The sequence below is a fragment of the Calditerrivibrio sp. genome (assembly GCA_026415135.1).
GTDB lineage: Bacteria > Chrysiogenota > Deferribacteres > Deferribacterales > Calditerrivibrionaceae > Calditerrivibrio.
The window spans coordinates 75454-93778 of the sequence record JAOAHS010000006.1 but is presented as its reverse complement, the minus strand read 5'-3'; the positions used below and the strand labels follow the sequence as shown (position 1 = coordinate 93778).

General features: G+C 32.4%; 21 protein-coding genes and 1 tRNA gene. 19 read left to right on the top strand and 3 right to left on the bottom strand.

Going from position 1 to position 18325, the window contains the following annotated elements; all coding sequences use genetic code 11:
- The 4 genes from N3C60_01615 to N3C60_01600 form a co-directional block, all read left to right on the top strand.
- Window positions 1-213, top strand: a 213-nt coding sequence (locus N3C60_01615; GenBank protein ID MCX8083606.1) for a phosphate acyltransferase, incomplete at its 5' end; no start/stop codon positions are given.
- A gap of 118 nt (window positions 214-331) precedes the next feature.
- Entirely contained in the window at window positions 332-2275 is a 1944-nt protein-coding gene (feoB, locus tag N3C60_01610) for a ferrous iron transport protein B (protein MCX8083605.1), read from the top strand.
- The gene (locus N3C60_01605; GenBank protein ID MCX8083604.1) at window positions 2272-2490 is read left to right on the top strand and encodes a ferrous iron transport protein A; all 219 of its coding nucleotides are present in this window, start codon (window positions 2272-2274) and stop codon (window positions 2488-2490) included. The genes feoB and N3C60_01605 overlap by 4 nt, the downstream gene beginning before the upstream one ends.
- Window positions 2474-2881, top strand: a complete 408-nt coding sequence (locus N3C60_01600) for a SoxR reducing system RseC family protein (protein MCX8083603.1) — start codon at window positions 2474-2476, stop codon at window positions 2879-2881. The genes N3C60_01605 and N3C60_01600 overlap by 17 nt, the downstream gene beginning before the upstream one ends.
- A 25-nt stretch (window positions 2882-2906) precedes the next feature.
- Here the strand turns inward: N3C60_01600 and N3C60_01595 are convergent, their stop codons facing one another.
- Window positions 2907-3665, bottom strand: coding sequence for a slipin family protein (locus N3C60_01595; protein MCX8083602.1), 759 nt, complete (start codon window positions 3663-3665; stop codon window positions 2907-2909).
- A gap of 76 nt (window positions 3666-3741) precedes the next feature.
- On the opposite strand from N3C60_01595, the gene N3C60_01590 reads away from it, so the two are divergent.
- The 15 genes from N3C60_01590 (at window position 3742) to N3C60_01520 (ending at window position 16428) form a co-directional block, all read left to right on the top strand.
- Window positions 3742-4614, top strand: coding sequence for a YicC family protein (locus N3C60_01590; GenBank protein MCX8083601.1), 873 nt, complete (start codon window positions 3742-3744; stop codon window positions 4612-4614).
- Between the two features lie 9 nt (window positions 4615-4623).
- Window positions 4624-5235, top strand: coding sequence for a guanylate kinase (gmk, locus tag N3C60_01585; GenBank protein MCX8083600.1), 612 nt, complete (start codon window positions 4624-4626; stop codon window positions 5233-5235).
- Complete coding sequence (rpoZ, locus tag N3C60_01580; GenBank protein MCX8083599.1) at window positions 5236-5448, top strand: DNA-directed RNA polymerase subunit omega; 213 nt, start codon at window positions 5236-5238, stop codon at window positions 5446-5448. It begins immediately after the preceding gene.
- A gap of 3 nt (window positions 5449-5451) precedes the next feature.
- Window positions 5452-6660: a bifunctional phosphopantothenoylcysteine decarboxylase/phosphopantothenate--cysteine ligase CoaBC gene (gene coaBC, locus N3C60_01575; GenBank protein MCX8083598.1), complete on the top strand. Its 1209-nt coding sequence runs from the start codon at window positions 5452-5454 to the stop codon at window positions 6658-6660.
- Window positions 6638-7282: a uracil-DNA glycosylase gene (locus tag N3C60_01570; protein MCX8083597.1), complete on the top strand. Its 645-nt coding sequence runs from the start codon at window positions 6638-6640 to the stop codon at window positions 7280-7282. Before coaBC ends, N3C60_01570 begins: the two co-directional genes overlap by 23 nt.
- Before the next feature lie 76 nt (window positions 7283-7358).
- A complete protein-coding gene (locus N3C60_01565; GenBank protein MCX8083596.1) occupies window positions 7359-8561 on the top strand; it encodes a CsgG/HfaB family protein in 1203 nt (400 codons plus the stop codon).
- Window positions 8562-8605: 44 nt separating this feature from the next.
- On the top strand, window positions 8606-9712 hold the full coding sequence (locus tag N3C60_01560) for a flagellar assembly protein T N-terminal domain-containing protein (protein MCX8083595.1): 1107 nt from the start codon (window positions 8606-8608) through the stop codon (window positions 9710-9712).
- Window positions 9713-9808: 96 nt separating this feature from the next.
- Window positions 9809-9882, top strand: a tRNA-Pro gene (locus N3C60_01555).
- Between the two features lie 19 nt (window positions 9883-9901).
- On the top strand, window positions 9902-10333 hold the full coding sequence (locus N3C60_01550; protein ID MCX8083594.1) for a FecR family protein: 432 nt from the start codon (window positions 9902-9904) through the stop codon (window positions 10331-10333).
- Window positions 10330-10935, top strand: coding sequence for an OmpA family protein (locus N3C60_01545; GenBank protein MCX8083593.1), 606 nt, complete (start codon window positions 10330-10332; stop codon window positions 10933-10935). Before N3C60_01550 ends, N3C60_01545 begins: the two co-directional genes overlap by 4 nt.
- A 17-nt stretch (window positions 10936-10952) precedes the next feature.
- Window positions 10953-13436, top strand: coding sequence for an ATP-binding protein (locus tag N3C60_01540; GenBank protein MCX8083592.1), 2484 nt, complete (start codon window positions 10953-10955; stop codon window positions 13434-13436).
- A 3-nt stretch (window positions 13437-13439) separates the two neighbouring features.
- Window positions 13440-13937, top strand: coding sequence for a chemotaxis protein CheX (locus tag N3C60_01535; protein ID MCX8083591.1), 498 nt, complete (start codon window positions 13440-13442; stop codon window positions 13935-13937).
- A complete protein-coding gene (locus tag N3C60_01530; protein MCX8083590.1) occupies window positions 13930-14319 on the top strand; it encodes a response regulator in 390 nt (129 codons plus the stop codon). The genes N3C60_01535 and N3C60_01530 overlap by 8 nt, the downstream gene beginning before the upstream one ends.
- Entirely contained in the window at window positions 14312-15478 is a 1167-nt protein-coding gene (locus N3C60_01525) for a HAMP domain-containing histidine kinase (protein MCX8083589.1), read from the top strand. Before N3C60_01530 ends, N3C60_01525 begins: the two co-directional genes overlap by 8 nt.
- Window positions 15475-16428, top strand: a complete 954-nt coding sequence (locus N3C60_01520) for a GGDEF domain-containing protein (protein ID MCX8083588.1) — start codon at window positions 15475-15477, stop codon at window positions 16426-16428. The genes N3C60_01525 and N3C60_01520 overlap by 4 nt, the downstream gene beginning before the upstream one ends.
- 186 nt (window positions 16429-16614) lie before the next feature.
- Here N3C60_01520 and N3C60_01515 read toward each other — a convergent pair whose 3' ends face one another.
- Both N3C60_01515 and N3C60_01510 read right to left on the bottom strand, forming a co-directional pair.
- Complete coding sequence (locus tag N3C60_01515) at window positions 16615-17529, bottom strand: dihydroorotate dehydrogenase (protein ID MCX8083587.1); 915 nt, start codon at window positions 17527-17529, stop codon at window positions 16615-16617.
- A 3-nt stretch (window positions 17530-17532) separates the two neighbouring features.
- The gene (locus tag N3C60_01510) at window positions 17533-18324 is read right to left on the bottom strand and encodes a dihydroorotate dehydrogenase electron transfer subunit (protein ID MCX8083586.1); all 792 of its coding nucleotides are present in this window, start codon (window positions 18322-18324) and stop codon (window positions 17533-17535) included.
- Window position 18325 lies beyond the last annotated feature (1 nt).

The window sequence follows — 18325 nt, the reverse complement described above, 5'->3', positions numbered from 1 at the left end:
AAAGGTGATGCGAATGTATTGATATTTCCGAATCTTGAAGCCGGTAACATTGCCTACAAACTGCTTTACAGAGTAGGTGGTGGTACAGCAATAGGACCTATCCTTCAAGGTTTCAGAGATTCTGTACATGTTTTACAGAGGGGTAGCGATGTCCATGAAATCGTTTACTTAGCAGCATACGCAGTAGTAGATGCCTCATTAAAACAAAAATAATACAAGCGGGGTATCCCCCGCTTTTTTTTTAAACCTAAAAAGTTAAATTAGCTTAATTTTTTCTTGACAACATCTCCTTTATGGTTTAATGATATTCAAAAATACAAAAGAGGGATCTATGACAGGTTTAAAACATTACAAAGTTATTTTAATTGGTAATCCAAATGTGGGTAAAAGTGCATTGTTTTATAGACTTTCTGGTAAATATGTCTCTGTATCTAACTATCCAGGAACAACTGTTGATATAATCAGGGGAAAAAGCAAAGTTGGAGAACACCACGAAATAGAGTTTATAGATACCCCAGGATTTTATAATTTAATAACAATTACTGAAGAGGAAAAGGTAACCAAAAAGCTTATATTGGAAGAATCTCCTGATGTTATTTTGCACGTTATAGATGCAAAAAATATTCAGAGAATGTTGCCACTTACTCTTCAGCTGATAGAAGCAGGTTTACCTGTAATTCTGGTTTTAAATATGTTTGATGAATTGAGTTCAAGGGGTATTGAGATAAATGTACCACATCTGGAACATGATCTGGGTATACCGGTTGTTGCCACAGTAGCTACAAAAGGTATAGGTACGGAAAATCTGGTTTCAAGGATTGTGAGCGTTTGTGAGAAGAGGTATAATTTTCAAAGAATTACACTTGAATATACAGAGGATATTTTAGAAAAGATAACTAAACTGGAGGAACTGCTTACCGATAATTACAAAATCTCAAAAAAAATGCTTTCCATATTACTACTTCAAGGTGATGAAGACTCTGTTGATATGATAAAGAAAGAAAAAAATTATGATCTTATATCAAGAATATTAAAAACAATCGATCACAATAATTTTAGAATTGATTATTCAAAAACTATCTATGATATTGCTACCAATATTGTTAATGAAAATATCACAAACAAAGAGTTCTACGGTGAGGGTCAGTTTAGTAGACTCATCGATAAGATTACTTTACACCCAATTGGTGGTTTAATAGGAGTTTTATTGATTCTATATTTAGGTTTTTATGAGTTTGTTGGAGGTTTTGGAGCTGGTGTATTGGTTGATTTTATAGAAGGAGATATTTTTGAAGCCATTTTAAACCCACATATCAATAATTTTTTTAAAACTATCCTGGGTGAAAGTATTTTTTTTGATCTTTTTGCTGGTGAATATGGTATTTTTACGCTTGGTATAAGGTATGCTGTTGCCATAGTTCTTCCAGTTGTATTCTCTTTTTTCTTAATGTTTTCAATGTTGGAGGATTCGGGGTATTTAGTCAGGTTATCCATGGTACTTGATAACTTTTTAAAAAAGATCGGTTTATCTGGTCGTTCCGTGATACCATTGGTTTTAGGCTTAGGTTGTGGTACTATGGCTACTGTAGTTACAAGAACACTGGAAACTGTGCGGGAAAGATATATTGCAACGTTCCTTTTGGCTTTAACAATCCCTTGTGCTGCTCAATTAGGTGTCATATTAGGTCTTTTGGGGCAAAATTTCAATTACATGTTGATCTGGTTTGTTACAATTTTGATAATATTTTTGATTTCGGGATTTGTATTAAATAAAATAGTAAAAGGTTCTCCAGCTACCTTTTTTATGGAGATCCCCCCTTTAAGGATGCCAATTATCGGCAACGTATTTCTAAAAACTTTTAGTAGGCTTAAATGGTATGCATTCGAAGTGATACCTATATTTATTTATATTAGCGCTCTAATCTGGGTCGGAAAGGTTACAAAAATATTTGATCTTTTAACATACCTGCTCTCATTCCCAGCAAAATGGGCTGGTTTACCTGAAAAAATGGGTGAGATATTTCTTTATGGATTTTTTAGAAGGGATTTTGGCGCAGCGGGGCTTTTTGATATCCAACATATGTTAACACCTGTTCAAACAGTTGTTGCAGTAGTGATTTTGACATTATTTGTTCCATGTGTAGCTCAGTTTTCAGTAATGATAAAGGAGAGAGGTTTTAAGGATGCTATATTGATCTTCATTTTTGTTATACCTTTTGCCTTTGTTACAGGTATCATCCTTAATTTAATACTTCATTTTGGAGGGTTACAATGAAACTAACAGATGGTAAAATAAACAATATTTATATTGTAGAATCTATAGATCAGCAGGATAAGGAAGCATTAAATAAGATAAGTTCAATGGGCCTACTGCCTGGTACAGAATTGATATTGATACAAAAAAAACCTATATTGATATTTAAAGTATATAACAGTAGGTTTGCCATAGATAATTATCTTGGAGAAAAGATATATGTCAAATCGCTTTGAAAATGTTGGGAAAGTTCTCAAGGTTGAAGAAGATGGAAAAGTAACAATACAGGTTAAACAACCCAAAACCTGTAGCCACTGTAGTGAATCATGCGCCTTTGCAGGTAAGGATAATGAAAGGGTATTTGAGATCTACACAGATTTGCTACTAAAAGATGGTGATAATATCAATGTTACCATTGATGATAGTAAACTGAAAAAATCTGCTTTTATTGCTTATCTACTACCTATTTTAATAGTAGTTATTGTTTCTTTAATAATGCAAAAAATGGGTCTTGAAGATATTTATATTGCAATTACGTCTCTTTTTACCATTGCTATCTATTTTTTGGTTATTAAATTAATACTAAAAAACAAAAAGCTTGATATAATTGTTAAAAAAATGGAGTAGGGCTACAAAAGTAGCCCATGTGTCTCTATTTCTCTTCCTTTTCTACTTTGACCCCGAAAACTTTTAGAAGTTCTATGGGTAAAGGGAAAACGATGGTGGAGTTCTTTTCTGAAGCAATCTCTGTTAATGTTTGTAGATATCTTAATTGTATAGTAAGCGGGTTTTCAGACATGATCTTGCTGGCTTGAGATAGTTTTTCTGAGGATTGAAGCTCACCATCCGCATGTATGATTTTGGCCCTTCTCTCCCTTTCAGCTTCAGCTTGTTTTGCCATAGCCCTTTGCATCTCTATTGGTAAATCTATATGTTTTATCTCAACAGCACTCACTTTTACACCCCATGGATCGGTCTGTTTATCTATAACATCTTGAAGTTCTTGATTGATCTTTTCCCTATGAGATAATATCTCATCCAGCTCAAATTGTCCAACAACGCTTCGTAAAGTAGTCTGGGATATTTGACTAGTGGCATAGTAATAGTCTTCCACTTCAAGTACAGCTTTTGCTGGATTTATGACCCTAAAGTAAACAACAGCGTTAACCTTTATAGATATATTATCTTTAGTTATAACATCTTGTGGAGGTACATCCATCACCACAGTTCTTAGATTGACCTTTACCATCTTCTCTAAATAAGGTATTAAAATTGTAAGCCCTGGACCTCTTACTCCCACAAAACGACCTAACCTAAAAACTACACCCCTTTCATACTCCCGGAGTATTTTGAAAATATTAGCCAATGTAATGATTATTAATATAAGTAATATTAATGAAGATGGAAACATATTGACCTCCATAGTTATTTATATTACATTATAACAGATGTTTTATAAAAAACAATATCAATAAAGGAAATATAACATGATCAAAAGCATGACAGGCTATTCTAAGATAATTGAAAATTATGAAGACTGTTCAATAAAGATAGAAATAAAGTCACTGAATAGTAAATTTTTAGATGCTAAAATAAAATTACCAAAACTTTTTAATCATTTGGAGATAAAAATCTTATCCATGTTAAGGGAGAAGCTTGTAAGAGGCAAAGTAGATGTATATGTCGATATCACATATAACAAAACTCCTAAAATACCAAAAATAAATAATTTAATGGTTAATGAGATTGTGACCATCCTAAACGATCTGAAAAATAGGCATGGAATAAACGATGATATAAAAATAGAGCATTTATTAAAATTTGATGATGTTTTATTTTTTGAAGAGAATGAAGAATTAGAGGAAACAATTTCTAATTATATTCTTAAAACTTTTATGTTATCAATATCCAAATTGGACCAAATGCGGATATTCGAGGGAGATATGTTGAAAAATGATCTGTTGGAGAAACTGGATAAATTGAAGCAATTAGTAAAATCGATAGATTTGAAAAAAGACGCTGTATTAATTGAAAACTATGAAAAAATTAAAACCAAAATTCAATCCCTCATGACAAATACTATTGATCATGAAAGGTTGTATCAGGAGGCTGCAATAAATGCTGAAAAAATGGATATAGAAGAAGAGGTAACAAGGTTGAAATCCCATATTACACATTTCCTTAATATAATAGAACATGAATTTCCTGTGGGTAAGAAATTGGATTTTATGTGTCAGGAGTTGTTCAGGGAGCTAAATACAATTGGAAGCAAAACTGGTAATACTGAGGTGATTGAAGCAGTAGTGGAAGGTAAGAATATAGTTGACAAACTAAGGGAACAGGTTCAAAATATTGTTTAGGATCTGGTTATGTTTAAAAAAGGTAAACTTTTCATAATTAGTGCTCCAAGTGGTGCAGGAAAAACAACATTATGCAATAAGCTACTTCAAAACTACACTGACCTTATCTTTTCTGTTTCTTATACAACCAGAAAACCACGATTTGATGAAGTAGAAGGGAAAGATTATTTCTTTGTAGATATTAACACTTTTAAACAGATGATAGATAGGGATGAGTTTTTGGAATGGGCAGAAGTTCATGGTAACTATTATGGTACATCAAAAAAATTTGTTGAAGAAAATCTTGCTAATGGAAAGAATATTATATTAGATATAGATCCACAAGGTGCAAGACAGCTTAGAGAAAAGCTTGGTTTTGGAATATATATCTTTATTATTGCACCTTCCATGAAGGATCTTAGGGAAAGATTAAAGAACAGAAGAACAGAAACAGAGGAAAAAATTAATTTAAGACTTGAAAATGCAAAAAAAGAGATTGCATACTATAAAGACTACGACTATATAATTGTTAATAGAGACATAATAAGTTCCTATAAAGAATTAGAGAGTATTTACATTGCAGAACATTTAAGAACTACAGATTTAGAAAGTATAGATGAAATTTTTGATATGGAGGAATAGATGTCAGTAGTAGATATTGAAAAAGGTATTACAAACGAGCTTATTGGTAGCCGTTTCAGATTGGTATTAATATCAAGCCAAAGGGCTAGAGAATTGATCAGTTCTAAGGAAAATACCCTGCCACCCCAGGAAAAAAAGTATCTTAAGCCAACTACAATTGCGTTGTCAGAAATAGTTGAACAAAAAATAAAACCTGTATTGATAAAAGAATAATTAATGAAATCATACAATGTTTTAATTGGTGTTACTGGTGGCATAGCTGCCTATAAGATTCCCCAACTGTGTAGGTTTTTTATACTTGGGGGTCACAATGTAAAAGTTATTATGACGGAGAATGCCACTAAATTTGTCACACCACTTACATTTGAGGCTATAACAGGCAACAGGGTATATATAGATGATTTTGAAGTATATATAGAACCAAATTCTATAAAACATATAAGCCTAATAGATTGGTCAGATCTATTTGTGATCGCTCCAGCTACTGCAAATACAATAGGTAAGATTGCAAATGGTATTGCCGATAATCTTTTAACCTCGACAGTTTTAGCTCGGGATGAGAGCAAACCTATAGTTGTTGCTCCAGCTATGAATAGTAAAATGTATGTAAATCCTATTTTTCAGAAAAATCTTAACACCCTAAAGGATTTTGGTTTCCACATTTTAGAGCCTACCACAGGTGTCTTGGCTTGTAAAGATGAAGGAGTAGGTAAAATGGTGGAACCTGAAGATATCTACAGATACTGTAGGTTATTTATAAGAAAGAATGATCTTTTAAGAGGAAAAAAAGTTTTAGTTACAGCAGGACCAACGGTTGAGTATATCGACCCTGTCAGATATATTTCCAATAGATCCAGCGGTAAAATGGGTTATGCTTTGGCAGAAGCTGCTTATGAAAATGGTGCAGATGTGCTCCTTATTTCTGGTCCTACCAATCTGAAAAGTTTTGTGCCTGTGATAAACGTCGAATCGGCAGAACAGATGTTTAACGCAACTATATCTGTAATATCAGATTACGATATTTTGATAATGTCAGCAGCAGTTGCTGATTTTTCTGTTATTAACAAAAGCCAACATAAAATTAAGAAAAAGTCAGAAAATTTAGTATTGGAGCTTAAACAGAATATAGATATTTTAAAAGAATTATCAAGATATAAGAGAGATGATCAGATCTTTATTGGATTTGCTGCAGAAAGTGAGAACCTTAGGCTTAATGCACTGGAAAAGCTTAAAAATAAAAAGTTGGATATTATAGTTGCTAATGATATCTCAAGAAAAGATATTGGTTTTGATTCTAATGATAATGAAGTACATATTTATTTTATAAATGGTAAAGAAGAAACCATAGATAAAATGAGTAAACAAAGTATAGCATCAAAAATAATCAACTATGTTTGCGAATATGTGCGGTATAAAAGATCTTAATTTTTATAAGGATATCGTTGGTATAGATTCTTTTCTATCATCACCAGATAATACTATTATAAAAGATCAAAAAACTCAAGCAATGTTAGAAATAGAACAAGAGATATCTTCTTGCCATAAGTGCATTCTTGGTAAAAGTAGGAAAAATACTGTTCCTGGTGAAGGTAATCTGAATGCTGTATTGATGTTTGTTGGAGAAGGTCCAGGGGCAGATGAAGATGAACAGGGTAGACCTTTCGTGGGTAAAGCAGGTCAATTGTTAACCAAGATGATAGAGGCAATGGGGTATAAAAGGGATGAAGTGTATATTGCTAATATTGTAAAATGTAGACCACCAAACAATAGGGCACCCTTTGATGAAGAAGCTTTTGCATGTATAAATTTTTTAAAAAGACAGATAGATATAGTATGCCCAAAAATTATTGTATGCTTGGGGAGCACTGCCACAAAATATCTTTTAAATATTGATAAAAGGATAAGTTTGATTAGAGGTGAGTTCCAAGACTATAATGGGATTTTGGTTATGCCAACTTTCCATCCCTCATATCTTTTGAGAAATCCTGCAATGAAAAAACCTGCCTGGGAAGATTTGAAAAAGGTAATGGCTAAATTAAAAAAATAAAAAATTTTTTTAAAATTTATTTGATTTTTCATATTTACCTGTTATAATTAAAATACAAAAAACTATGGAGGGATTTATGAGGTTTTTTAAATATCTAAGTGTCTTAGCTGTAGTATTTCTCTTTGCTTGTGCACAACCACCAAAATTGGATCCTGGTGCAATGCAAATTACTCCAGCTGATCAGGAGCAGGTTCAGGTTCCTAAGATATGTGAAGCACAATATCAAGGGAAAAAGTACAAAGTTGCAGTAGTTGATTTTGCAAATAACACAGGCTATGGTGATATGAAGGCTGTAAATACTCAAATTCAAGGCCAATCTCAGACTACTACAAAATCTGCTGGTGTTGCAGGAGTTGTTGTTGGGCCTGGTGCAGCTGGTGTGGGCTATGCAGGAGTTACCCAAAAGGATCACAAATACTCAGCAGATATCAATACATTTTACCGTGAAATAGCTCCTAATTTAGGGCAATATGCCCAGTCAGCAGTTGAAGATGCCATAATGAAAATAGGTGGTGTACAGGTCTTCACTAGACAACAGGTGGGGAAAGTTCTTCAGGAACAAGGTTTTCAGATGAACATGGCAGATCCTAACACAGTTACTAAATTTGGTAAGATTTCAGGTGTTGATTACATAATAACAGGTACTGTTGACCTAATAAAAGCTCATTATGTTCAGAGAACCAAAAATGATACAAACACCGGTAATGTATGGGTCAATTTAGCTTTAGCTGCCACAAAAGCAGCTGTTGATGCAGCAACAGTTGGTTGGAATGTTAATACCGAGATGACTGTTCAGTTGATCGATGCCTCTACTGGACAGCTTGTATTGAGTAAAAAGGTAAAAGGTAGGGAGCTTGCAGGTGAACAACCTGCGTTTAATCCAGAATTGGTTGTTAACGCTGCTAAAAAAGCATTTGGTGAGTCTGTAGATGATATTAAACCAGAGTTTTCTGATCTTTTTGGAGCGAAAGCATATATAAATCAACTTCGTGGTGGCAAGCAGGTTGCTCTTGTAAGTTTGGGTAAAGCCGATGGAATTCAACCTGGTAACAAAATTGAAGCATATGAATTTATGGAAATACAGGATTTCATGACAAAAAAGATGAATTGTCAAAAAACAAAAATAGATGTTGATATAATCGTCTCAAACCAAGTGGATGAAAATTCTGCATGGGTAAAGATAGAAGGTAAACCTGAAAACATTAAAAGATTAAAAGTCGGTACATTAGTTAAAAGAGCTCCTCTTGAAGGGCAAGGGTTCATGAAAAAACTGTTTTAAAAATATAAGGGGGGTATCCCCCTTTTTTGTTTGAGAGGTGTATGATGAAAAGATATTTGCTAGTGTTTTTAATGGTGCTATCTTTAGGCTTTTCTGCTTTTGCCAAAACTGTTACAGCTACTGGCGAAGCAAATATTGTCAATGGTGACATAGCTGCAGCAAAATTTCAAGCTATTGCAAGAGCAAAATGGGCTGCTTTGGAAGCTGCTGCAGGTGTTCAGGTAAAAGTGGAGACAATAGTTCAAAATGCCCAGTTGGTGGACGAAGCAATCAAGTCAGAGGTTAAAGGAGTTGTAGACAAATATAAAATCATTGATGAAGGTAAAGATAAAGACCTTTACTGGGTCAAGATATCAGCAGATATTTCACCAGCAGAAGCAGCAAAAGCTGTAAGTATCTTTGCTAAAAATACATCTGTAGCAGTCTATATACCTGTTATTTTTCCCAATAACAAAGTCGATGAAACCACTGCATTGTCAGAAAAGGTGATAAATGAGCTATCTGCTCAAGGGCTTGATGTAGTGGATATAGCTTCTTTAGGTAGTAAATATTCCCTTATGGAGATTGATAGTGCATTAAAAAACAATAACTATAGCGCATTTAGAAATGTGGCTTATCAGTTTATGTCGGGCGCTATCCTGATAGGAAAAGTAGAAACAACATTATCGGCACAACAGGGTAAAAACATAGGTTATGGTGTTTCCTTACCTTTCAATGTGGTTACAGGTAGATTGACCTACAGACTTATCGGTGATAAAAATGGCCAAAAAATAGTTGTAGCAAGTGGATATGTTTCTGGAAGAGGGCAGGGACCAACCCCTGAAGACGCTACTCACAATATGCTGGAAAATTTAGCATCAAATGTTTCCAACGAGCTTATCTCCACTGTGGTTGAAAAGATCAAAGGACAAAACAAAAGAACTGTAGAAATAGTTTTAGCAGGTAATAACGATTTAAATAAACTTTTAGAGTTAAAAAATGATCTCCAGTATATAAGCTGGGTTTTAAACGTTAATGACAGGGGTGTTGACAAAGTTGTTGTAGAATATCCGGAAAAAACTATTTACCTTGCAAATGCCATAAAAAACTTAAATAAATATGAACTTAAAAAGTTTGATAACTTCAGGATAGTGATAGAAAAACTAAGATAAATACTGTCAGGGTTCTTTATAAATAAGAACCCTGGCTTTTATAAAAAACTCATTTAGTCTTGCCAAATCTGAATTTTTGTATTATAAATTTGTTATCGGGGCGTGGCGCAGCCTGGTAGCGTACACCTTTGGGGTGGGTGTGGTCGCTGGTTCAAATCCAGTCGCCCCGATTTTTAAAAGGGGTGCCTTATGAGAATATTTATAACTCTTTTTCTCTTCTTAGTCTTTACTATCCCATCTTTTTCAGAAACAATTGGAAAAGTTAGGAACATTAATGGCAATGTCATTGTTTTAAGGGATAACAAAGAACTCGATGTCAAGTTAGGTTTTAATATTCTAAACAAAGATCAAATAATTACAAAAAACAAATCAGGTTGTGGTATAGTTTTTAAAGATAACACAATGATAACTCTTGACGAAAACACTCATTATATTGTCCAAGCTTATCAATATGATCCTAAGAAATCTACCTATGAATTAAAAGGGGAGCTTAAAACTGGAAAAATACTTTTTAACTCTGGGAAAATACCAAAGATAGCAGCCAATAATGTAGGAATAAAAACATCTTCAGCTGTAGTTGGAGTAAAAGGAACTAAGTTTATTGTGGAGGCAAGCCAATGACACCCTTTACACTTTTTGTTTTGACAACTGCTGTTGTTTTGGCTATCGGCTCTTTTAAGATCGAAAAAAAAGATCTTGTATGCCTTATGGCAGATGAAGATGGAAAGGTAGGAAAGGTATATGTTAAAACGGAAAAAGGTGAAGTTGTCATAGATAAAAATAAATATTTTGTAACAATAGATAAAGATAAAATATCTGAACCTACCTTAATGTCTGATGAAGAGTTTTCAAAAAGATATTCAAATCTGCTAAATATGGAGCCTCTCAAACCAAAATCCTTCCTTTTATATTTTCTTGCAGGCAGTGACAATCTTACTGAAGAAAGCCTTGCCAATGTTCAAGATCTTTTGAAAGAGATTAAATCAAGAAAAGATCCAGAAATTCTGATAATAGGTCACACCGATAGTTTAGGTTCTAAAGAGGTAAACTATAATTTAGGCCTAAAAAGAGCTGAGTCTGTAAAACATATTATTTTAAGCTCTGGTGTTTTGGAAACAACACCTATAGAAATCTTATCCCATGGAGAAGATGATCCATTAATACCCCTACCAGATGAAACTTCCGAACCCAAAAACAGAAGGGTAGAGATCATAATAAAATAGTTGATTATAGGATAAATATGACATTTAACTCTATAAGCTTTAAAATGAAGATGGCGCTAATAATAGGTATCATTATCATTCTTACATCTGCGTACATGTTCTGGAAAAAGATCTATACAATAGTTGTAGAAAATTTAGCAGAAAAATATGCTAAAACTTCAGTTTTATATCAAAAAGAACGGATCAGTGGTATATTAAACAAGGAACTTACCATATCAAGATTGATGAGTAACTCTAAAATACTAACTCTTTGGGGAAAACACGAAGAAAATATACTATACAAAGATCTTGCTCTTCAAGAATTTGAAAACTTTAGAAAACATTTTACATCGAAATCGGCTTTTTTTGTAATAAATAATAGTTTGAATTATTACTACTCCGATGAAAAATCTGGTGGAGTGGCTAAAATTATTAAAACACTAAACCCTGAAAACAAAGATGATATTTGGTATTTTATAACAATTAAGCAGCCTACTCTATACACCCTAAATGTCGATTTCGATAAAGAAGTCGGAAAAACAAATTTGTGGATAAATGTTGTCATGATAGATGATGGTATTTTAAGAGGGGTTATCGGTACAGGAATAGAAATAACTGATTTTGTAAATGAATTTATAGAAAAAACTGAAGAGGGTACTATTCAATTTATATTACAGGAGGATGGAACCATTTTTGCTTCGAAGGATAAGTCCCTCATGAATCTGAGAATAGTTGATAAAAGTAAAAAGCAAACAACAATATTTGACATATCTAACGAAAAAGGCAAAGAAATCCTCAAAAACAGAATTTCAAACCTATTACAATCAAACAACCTTGTGGATATATTTAAGGTCAATCTTTTAGGTAACGAATATATGGTGGCAATAAGTCATATCCCTGAGTTGAAATGGGTAATTCTAACAGCAATAAACATAGATAAGATATTGAATATACAACAGTTATTATTACCAATCATTTCTGTCTTTTTATTAATGGTTATATTGATTGTGGCTTTTGGTTATATTGTTCAGAGGATGCTTATAAACCCCATTAAAACCATTGCTGTTTCAGCTAATAGAATAAAAGAGGGTAATTACGATACAAAAATAGAATACAATCAAAATGATGAAATTGGTGAGTTGACAAATATTTTTAATTTAATGTCAGCGAAAATTAAAGAGCATGTGGAGGACCTTGAGATCAAAGTAGCTGACAGAACAAAAGAATTAGCAATAAGTAAAGATAAAATATCTACACTTCTTGATAGTTCAGGAGAGGGGTTTTTGAAATTCGGTAGTGATTATAAAATAGATAAAGAATACTCATCCGTATGTAAAGAGATATTTGGGAAAGATATAGCCGGTGTTGATATAGTAGAACTTCTGTTTCCTGAAGATAAAACAAAACAACAAAACATTAGAAATCTCTTAAAATCAGTATTTCAACAAGAAAATACCTTCTTAAAAGAAACAATGTTGGAACTTTTGCCTCCACAGGTAGATATCTTAGATAAAACCTATCAGTTAACCTATAAACTTTCAAAGGACAAAAACATTATCTTAATAATGAAGGATATAACAGATGAAAAGATGTTAGAAAAACAGCTTGAAAATGAAAGAAAAATGTTAAAATTTGTTGTAGAATATGTAAAAGATGAATATGTAACAAAAGAATTGATAAAAGAATTTAAAGATTTCATTTTAAACATCCATCTGTATCCTTTAAACATCATTAAAAAAGAGTTGCACACTTTTAAAGGCAATTTTTTGCAAAAAGGTTTTATAAATCTACCAGAGCTAATCCATATTTTTGAAGAAAACTTAGAATATGCATTAAGCAATAGAGAAAAGTTTGTGGATTCACTTTTTGCTTCACTAAAAAAAGACATGGATATTCTACGAAAATATTTAGAAAAAGATTTTGTTGATGAGAATTTTGTTCGAATATCTGAAGAGAGACTTACTATTTTAGCTAATAGGTTAAAAATAGAGCATAACCCCTTACACAAAGAGATTAAAAACTTTCTTAAAATAAATTTACTGTCCTATTTTGATAATTTCAGAAAATTAGTGGAAAGGGTATCTGAAAGGGAAGGGAAATTAGTGCGTTTTGATATAGAATGTAAGGATAATATACAAATATATATACCTGATTACTTCAAATGCCTTAGCTCTTTATATCACATTTTCACCAATGCAGTCATACATGGGATAGAAACACCTCAAGTTAGAGAAGCGAAAGGCAAGAGTGAGGTAGGTAATGTGACTGTAAGAATTTCAAAATCAGAGAATTATTTGATTATTAAGATAACAGATGATGGCAAAGGAATAGACCAAGAAGAACTTGAAAAAATATTTTTAGAAGGTTATACTTCAATTAAAGAAGCTGATATTTATAAGGGTAGGGGAGTTGGTTTATCAGCAGTTAAGTTTGAAATTGAAAAGATAGGTGGAAAAATAGAAGTTATATCTGAAAAAGATTTAGGTACAGAGGTTTTGGTTAAAATACCTTATGAGGAGTAAAATATGGAGTATAAGAAAATCATTGATATTATAACGGAAAAATGTATTGATTTCATTGAAAAAGATCTTTCATTAAATCCTATAAGCAAAAAAATATATCTAAAAGATGTTCCAAAAATTAATTTAAACTATCTAACATCTATAATGTCTATCAAAGGTCATATAACAGCAATAGTTGTTTTTAGTTACGAGAAAGCAATTCTTGATAAGATATTTTATCAATTTACCAAAGAGTTAGATGTGAAAGATGATGAAAAAGATGAGCTTTATGCAGAATCTGCATGTGAAGTCATGAATATAGTTTTGGGGAACTCTACAAAATCTTTAGAAATTAACGATTCACTTCTATCTTTTTCGCCTCCATTGATAGTCAATGAAGCCAAAAGTATTCTAAACAAGAAAGATTCAAAGTATTATCATTCTATGATCTCCACAACAGATGGTAACATAAACATATATCTAATAATCCAAGATAAACAAAACGGAGGAATAAATGAGTAATTTAAGGGTATTGATTGCAGATGATTCCCTGATTATCATCAAAAAACTGACTCAAATATTTGAATCATTGGGTCACACAGTAGTAGCAACTGCAAGGACAGGAAAAGAAGCAATAGAAAAATTTAATCCTGAGGAGATAGATTTTGTAAGCATGGATATTACAATGCCTGATATAGACGGCATAGAAGCAACTATAAAGATTAGGGAAAAATCACCTACGGTGCCTATTTTGATGATAACATCTCATGGTCAAGAACAGATGATCGTAAAAGCTATTGAAGCCGGAGCATCTGGATATGTTTTAAAACCTTTTGATGAGGAAAAAATTGCTAAATCAATAAGTAAAATTCTATCAAATACTTCAAATAAAGTATATGAATGAGATGAGGATATTTGAAACACTTTTTGATATGCTACCCTTTGGGGTTTATGTCACTGATGTTGATACGCTGGATATCATCTACATGAACGACTATTTCAAAAAAAGATTTGAAAACTATGAAGGAAAAAAATGTTACAATATCATTTATGGCAATGATTCTCCATGTATATTTTGTAAAATCACCGAATTGATTGAGAATAGAAAACCTAAAGGGAATACGGTTATTTTTGATAATTTTAATGAACTTGAAGATAAATGGTATAGAATAGAAGAAAAATCTATTTTCTGGCCCAATGGTAAACTTGTAAAATATAGTATATGCGTGGATATCACGGAGTTAAAATTTACACAAAATAAGCTCTCTGAATCACATGCAGAACTTTTATTGAAAAGTAAAAAGATAGAAGAAAATAATAAAGAATTAAAAAATCTTTTATTTCAACTTGAAGAATCAAAAAAGAAAGATATAGCTTTGGAAAAGCTACGATCTTTGGTTAACCTTTCAAGCGGTTTGGCTCATCACTTAAACAATATTAATACTCCACTATTAATAATTTCAGATAAGTTAAGTAAAAATCAGATCTATCCAGAACTTAAAAAAGAAATGGAAATAATAAAAGATTCCGTATCAAAAGCCACAAAGATTATTCAGGGAATCATTAAGTTTAGCCAAAAAGCTATATTGAACCTACATGACATTGACATCTCCCGCTTTCTTACTAATTATGTAAAAACAAAACAGGCCACATCAGACAAAATATACAACTTTCATCTTAACATCGATTCTGTCTTAAATATAAAATTATCATTGGATTTGGAACTATTTAGTTCATGTTTAGATAATATAGTAAAAAATTCTATGGAATCGATGCCAAACGGTGGTGATATTGAGATCACATGTAAACATGTAAAGGTAAAAGACTCTGATTTTATAAAAATATCTATTACAGATCATGGCTTTGGTATAAAAGATGAATATGTTGATAAAGTTCAAGATCCTTTTTTTACAACTAAAGATTATAGAAATGCTTTTGGACTTGGACTTTCAGAATCTTTTGGCATAATTAGCCAACATGATGGCTTTATAGAGATCAGCTCCCAATTGGATATTGGAACTACTGTAGATTTATTTTTGCCAATAAAAAGGAGCTTTAAATGAGTACTATAGTTGAAAACAGTATATTTGAAAGACTGTTTGATATGATACCCTTTGTAGTCTATGTTATTGATGTCAATGAGTATCAAGTTATATATGGTAACCAATTATTCTGGGAAGAGTTTTCTTATAATAACAATGTCAAGTGTTACGAAAAGATTTTTGGTTTTCAGAATGTATGTCCACATTGTAAGATAAAATATCTAATAGAAAATAAAAAGATAAACGAAAGAATTAGTCACGAATGCTTCAGTGAACTAAAAGATAAATGGTATAGACTTGATGAATGTATGATGTATTGGCCAGATGGTAGATTGGTAAAATATACAATTGGAATAGATATCACTGAAGCCAAAAAGATTCAAAACGAACTTGCAGAAGCCCATGCTAATCTTTATTTACAATCAAAAGAGCTTGAAAGTAAAAACAAAGAATTACAAGAGATGTACGCAAAAATGAAGGATATTGCGGAAAAGGATTATCTCACAGGTCTATATAATAGAAGATTTTTCTATGAGATTGGCCAAAAAATTATTGATCAGATCAATAGGTATGAAACAGACTGTTTTTTAGGTATAATTGACATAGATCATTTTAAAGCTATAAACGACACTTATGGTCACATAAATGGAGACATAATACTCAAACACTTGGCTGGCAAACTAACAACAGAACTCAGGAAAAGTGATATTGTCGGTAGAATAGGTGGTGAAGAGTTTGCCATTATCCTAATAAATGTCAATGAAAATGATGCAAGAAAAATATTTGAAAACTTTAGAAAAAATATCGAAAGATCTATTGTCGAAATAAACGATAATCGATTTATCAGTTATACAATATCAATTGGTGCCACGAAATTAAAACCCATAAGCATTGATCACAACTTAAATGCAGCCGATCATGCTCTTTATATCTCCAAAAAAGAAGGTAGAAATAGACTTGCAATAATCTAAAACATTCTCTAGTTAGCCCTTATTTTCCCAATCTCATTTACCGACACTATTTCTTGGCCCCAGCAACTTAACATAATATATCTTATCGGACGTTATTGGTGATATAATTGATAGCTCCTGTCTGTAAAAATTTAGGTATGCGATAGATTTACTATAAATAGTTTTTTTGTTTTAAAATTTGACACATTAACTTTTTATCACCTTACCAGTGAGATCTTTTATACTTTCTATATTTTGATCAACAAGATAGTTTTCAAGGTCATCTATAATCTTAATTGGAATTTCAGGATCAACAAAATTTGCAGTACCTACTTGAACAGCTGTTGCTCCAGCCAAATAAAATTCAACAACATCTTTATAATTCATAATACCACCGATACCAACTATTGGTATTTTTATAGTATGATAGAGCTCGTATACCATTCTTACAGCCACAGGCTTTATTGCTGGTCCACTAAGACCACCTGTAATATTGGATAAAAATGGTTTTCGTGTATTGATATTGATTGCCATACCAAGTAAGGTATTGATCGCCGATATACCATCAGCCCCAGCATCTTCAGCAATCTTACCGAATATTTTGATGTTGGTCACATTTGGTGATAATTTTACCAGCAAAGGTTTATTTTTCATGACCTTTTTGCAATTATACACCACATCATAAGTCATCTTGGGATCTGTACCAAAAGCTATACCACCTTCCTTAATATTTGGACATGATATATTCATTTCAAGTAAATCCACATCCTCATTGTCAAGGATATTCGCCAATTCTACATACTCCTCCAGCGTTTTGCCCCAAAAGTTTACAATTATTCTTGTATCATACCTTCTTAGTAGTGGCAATTTTTCTTTCAAAAACTTTTCAACACCGACATTTTGTAGACCAATAGCATTTAGCATACCAGCAGATGTCTCTATAATCCTTGGCATCGGATTACCTTTTACCTCTTTCAGGGAAATACCTTTTACTGCTATCCCCCCTAACCTATTTAGGTCTATATATTTTGCATATTCTAATCCATATCCAAAAGTACCACTTGCGGTAATGATTGGATTCTTAAACTTTATTCCACAAATACTTACACTTAGCCTGTCCATAGATCACCTACAAACAGATTCCCAAACTACTTTTGCACCATCAAACACCGGACCCTCCACACAACATCTCTTTTGTATCTCGTTACCCATTTCATCCTTTAGATACACCATACAACCCAAACATGCGCCAAGGCCACAAGCCATCCTTTCATCAAGAGAGACTTCAATAGTTTTATTATTTTTTATTGAGATATTTGCTGTAGCTTCTAACATCTTTTTTGGGCCACATGCATACACCATGTTATACTTATCAATATATTGCTCGAAAGGTTCAGTAACCAGCCCTTTTACACCGAGAGTTCCATCGTTGGTTGTGATAAAAATGTTATCAGTGATCTTTTCAAACTCTTCCAGAAAAACTATATCGCTAAATGATTGTCCACCATAGTATAGATCAACTTCACAACAATTTTTTTTCAGTGTCTTAGCTAAAAAGTACAAAGGAGCTATACCGATACCACCACCAACCAATGCAACCTTTTCATGCTTTTTTATAGTAAATGAATTGCCTAAAGGAGTAGAAAAATGTATCTTAGAACCACTCCTAAAAGTAGTCATCAGCATAGTACCCTTTCCCACAATCATATATAGAATACTAAAAACCCCTCTTGCTTCATCCACATCACAAACACCAAAAGGTCTTCTTAGAATAGGATCGTTTATATAGTCATACTCCTTTGATTGTACCATCAAAAACTGACCTACTTTTGCTTCTTTAGCAAAATCTTCATTTTCTATAACCATATAGTAATATTTTTCATTAAGCTTTCTATTTTCTATAATTTTCCCAATCATA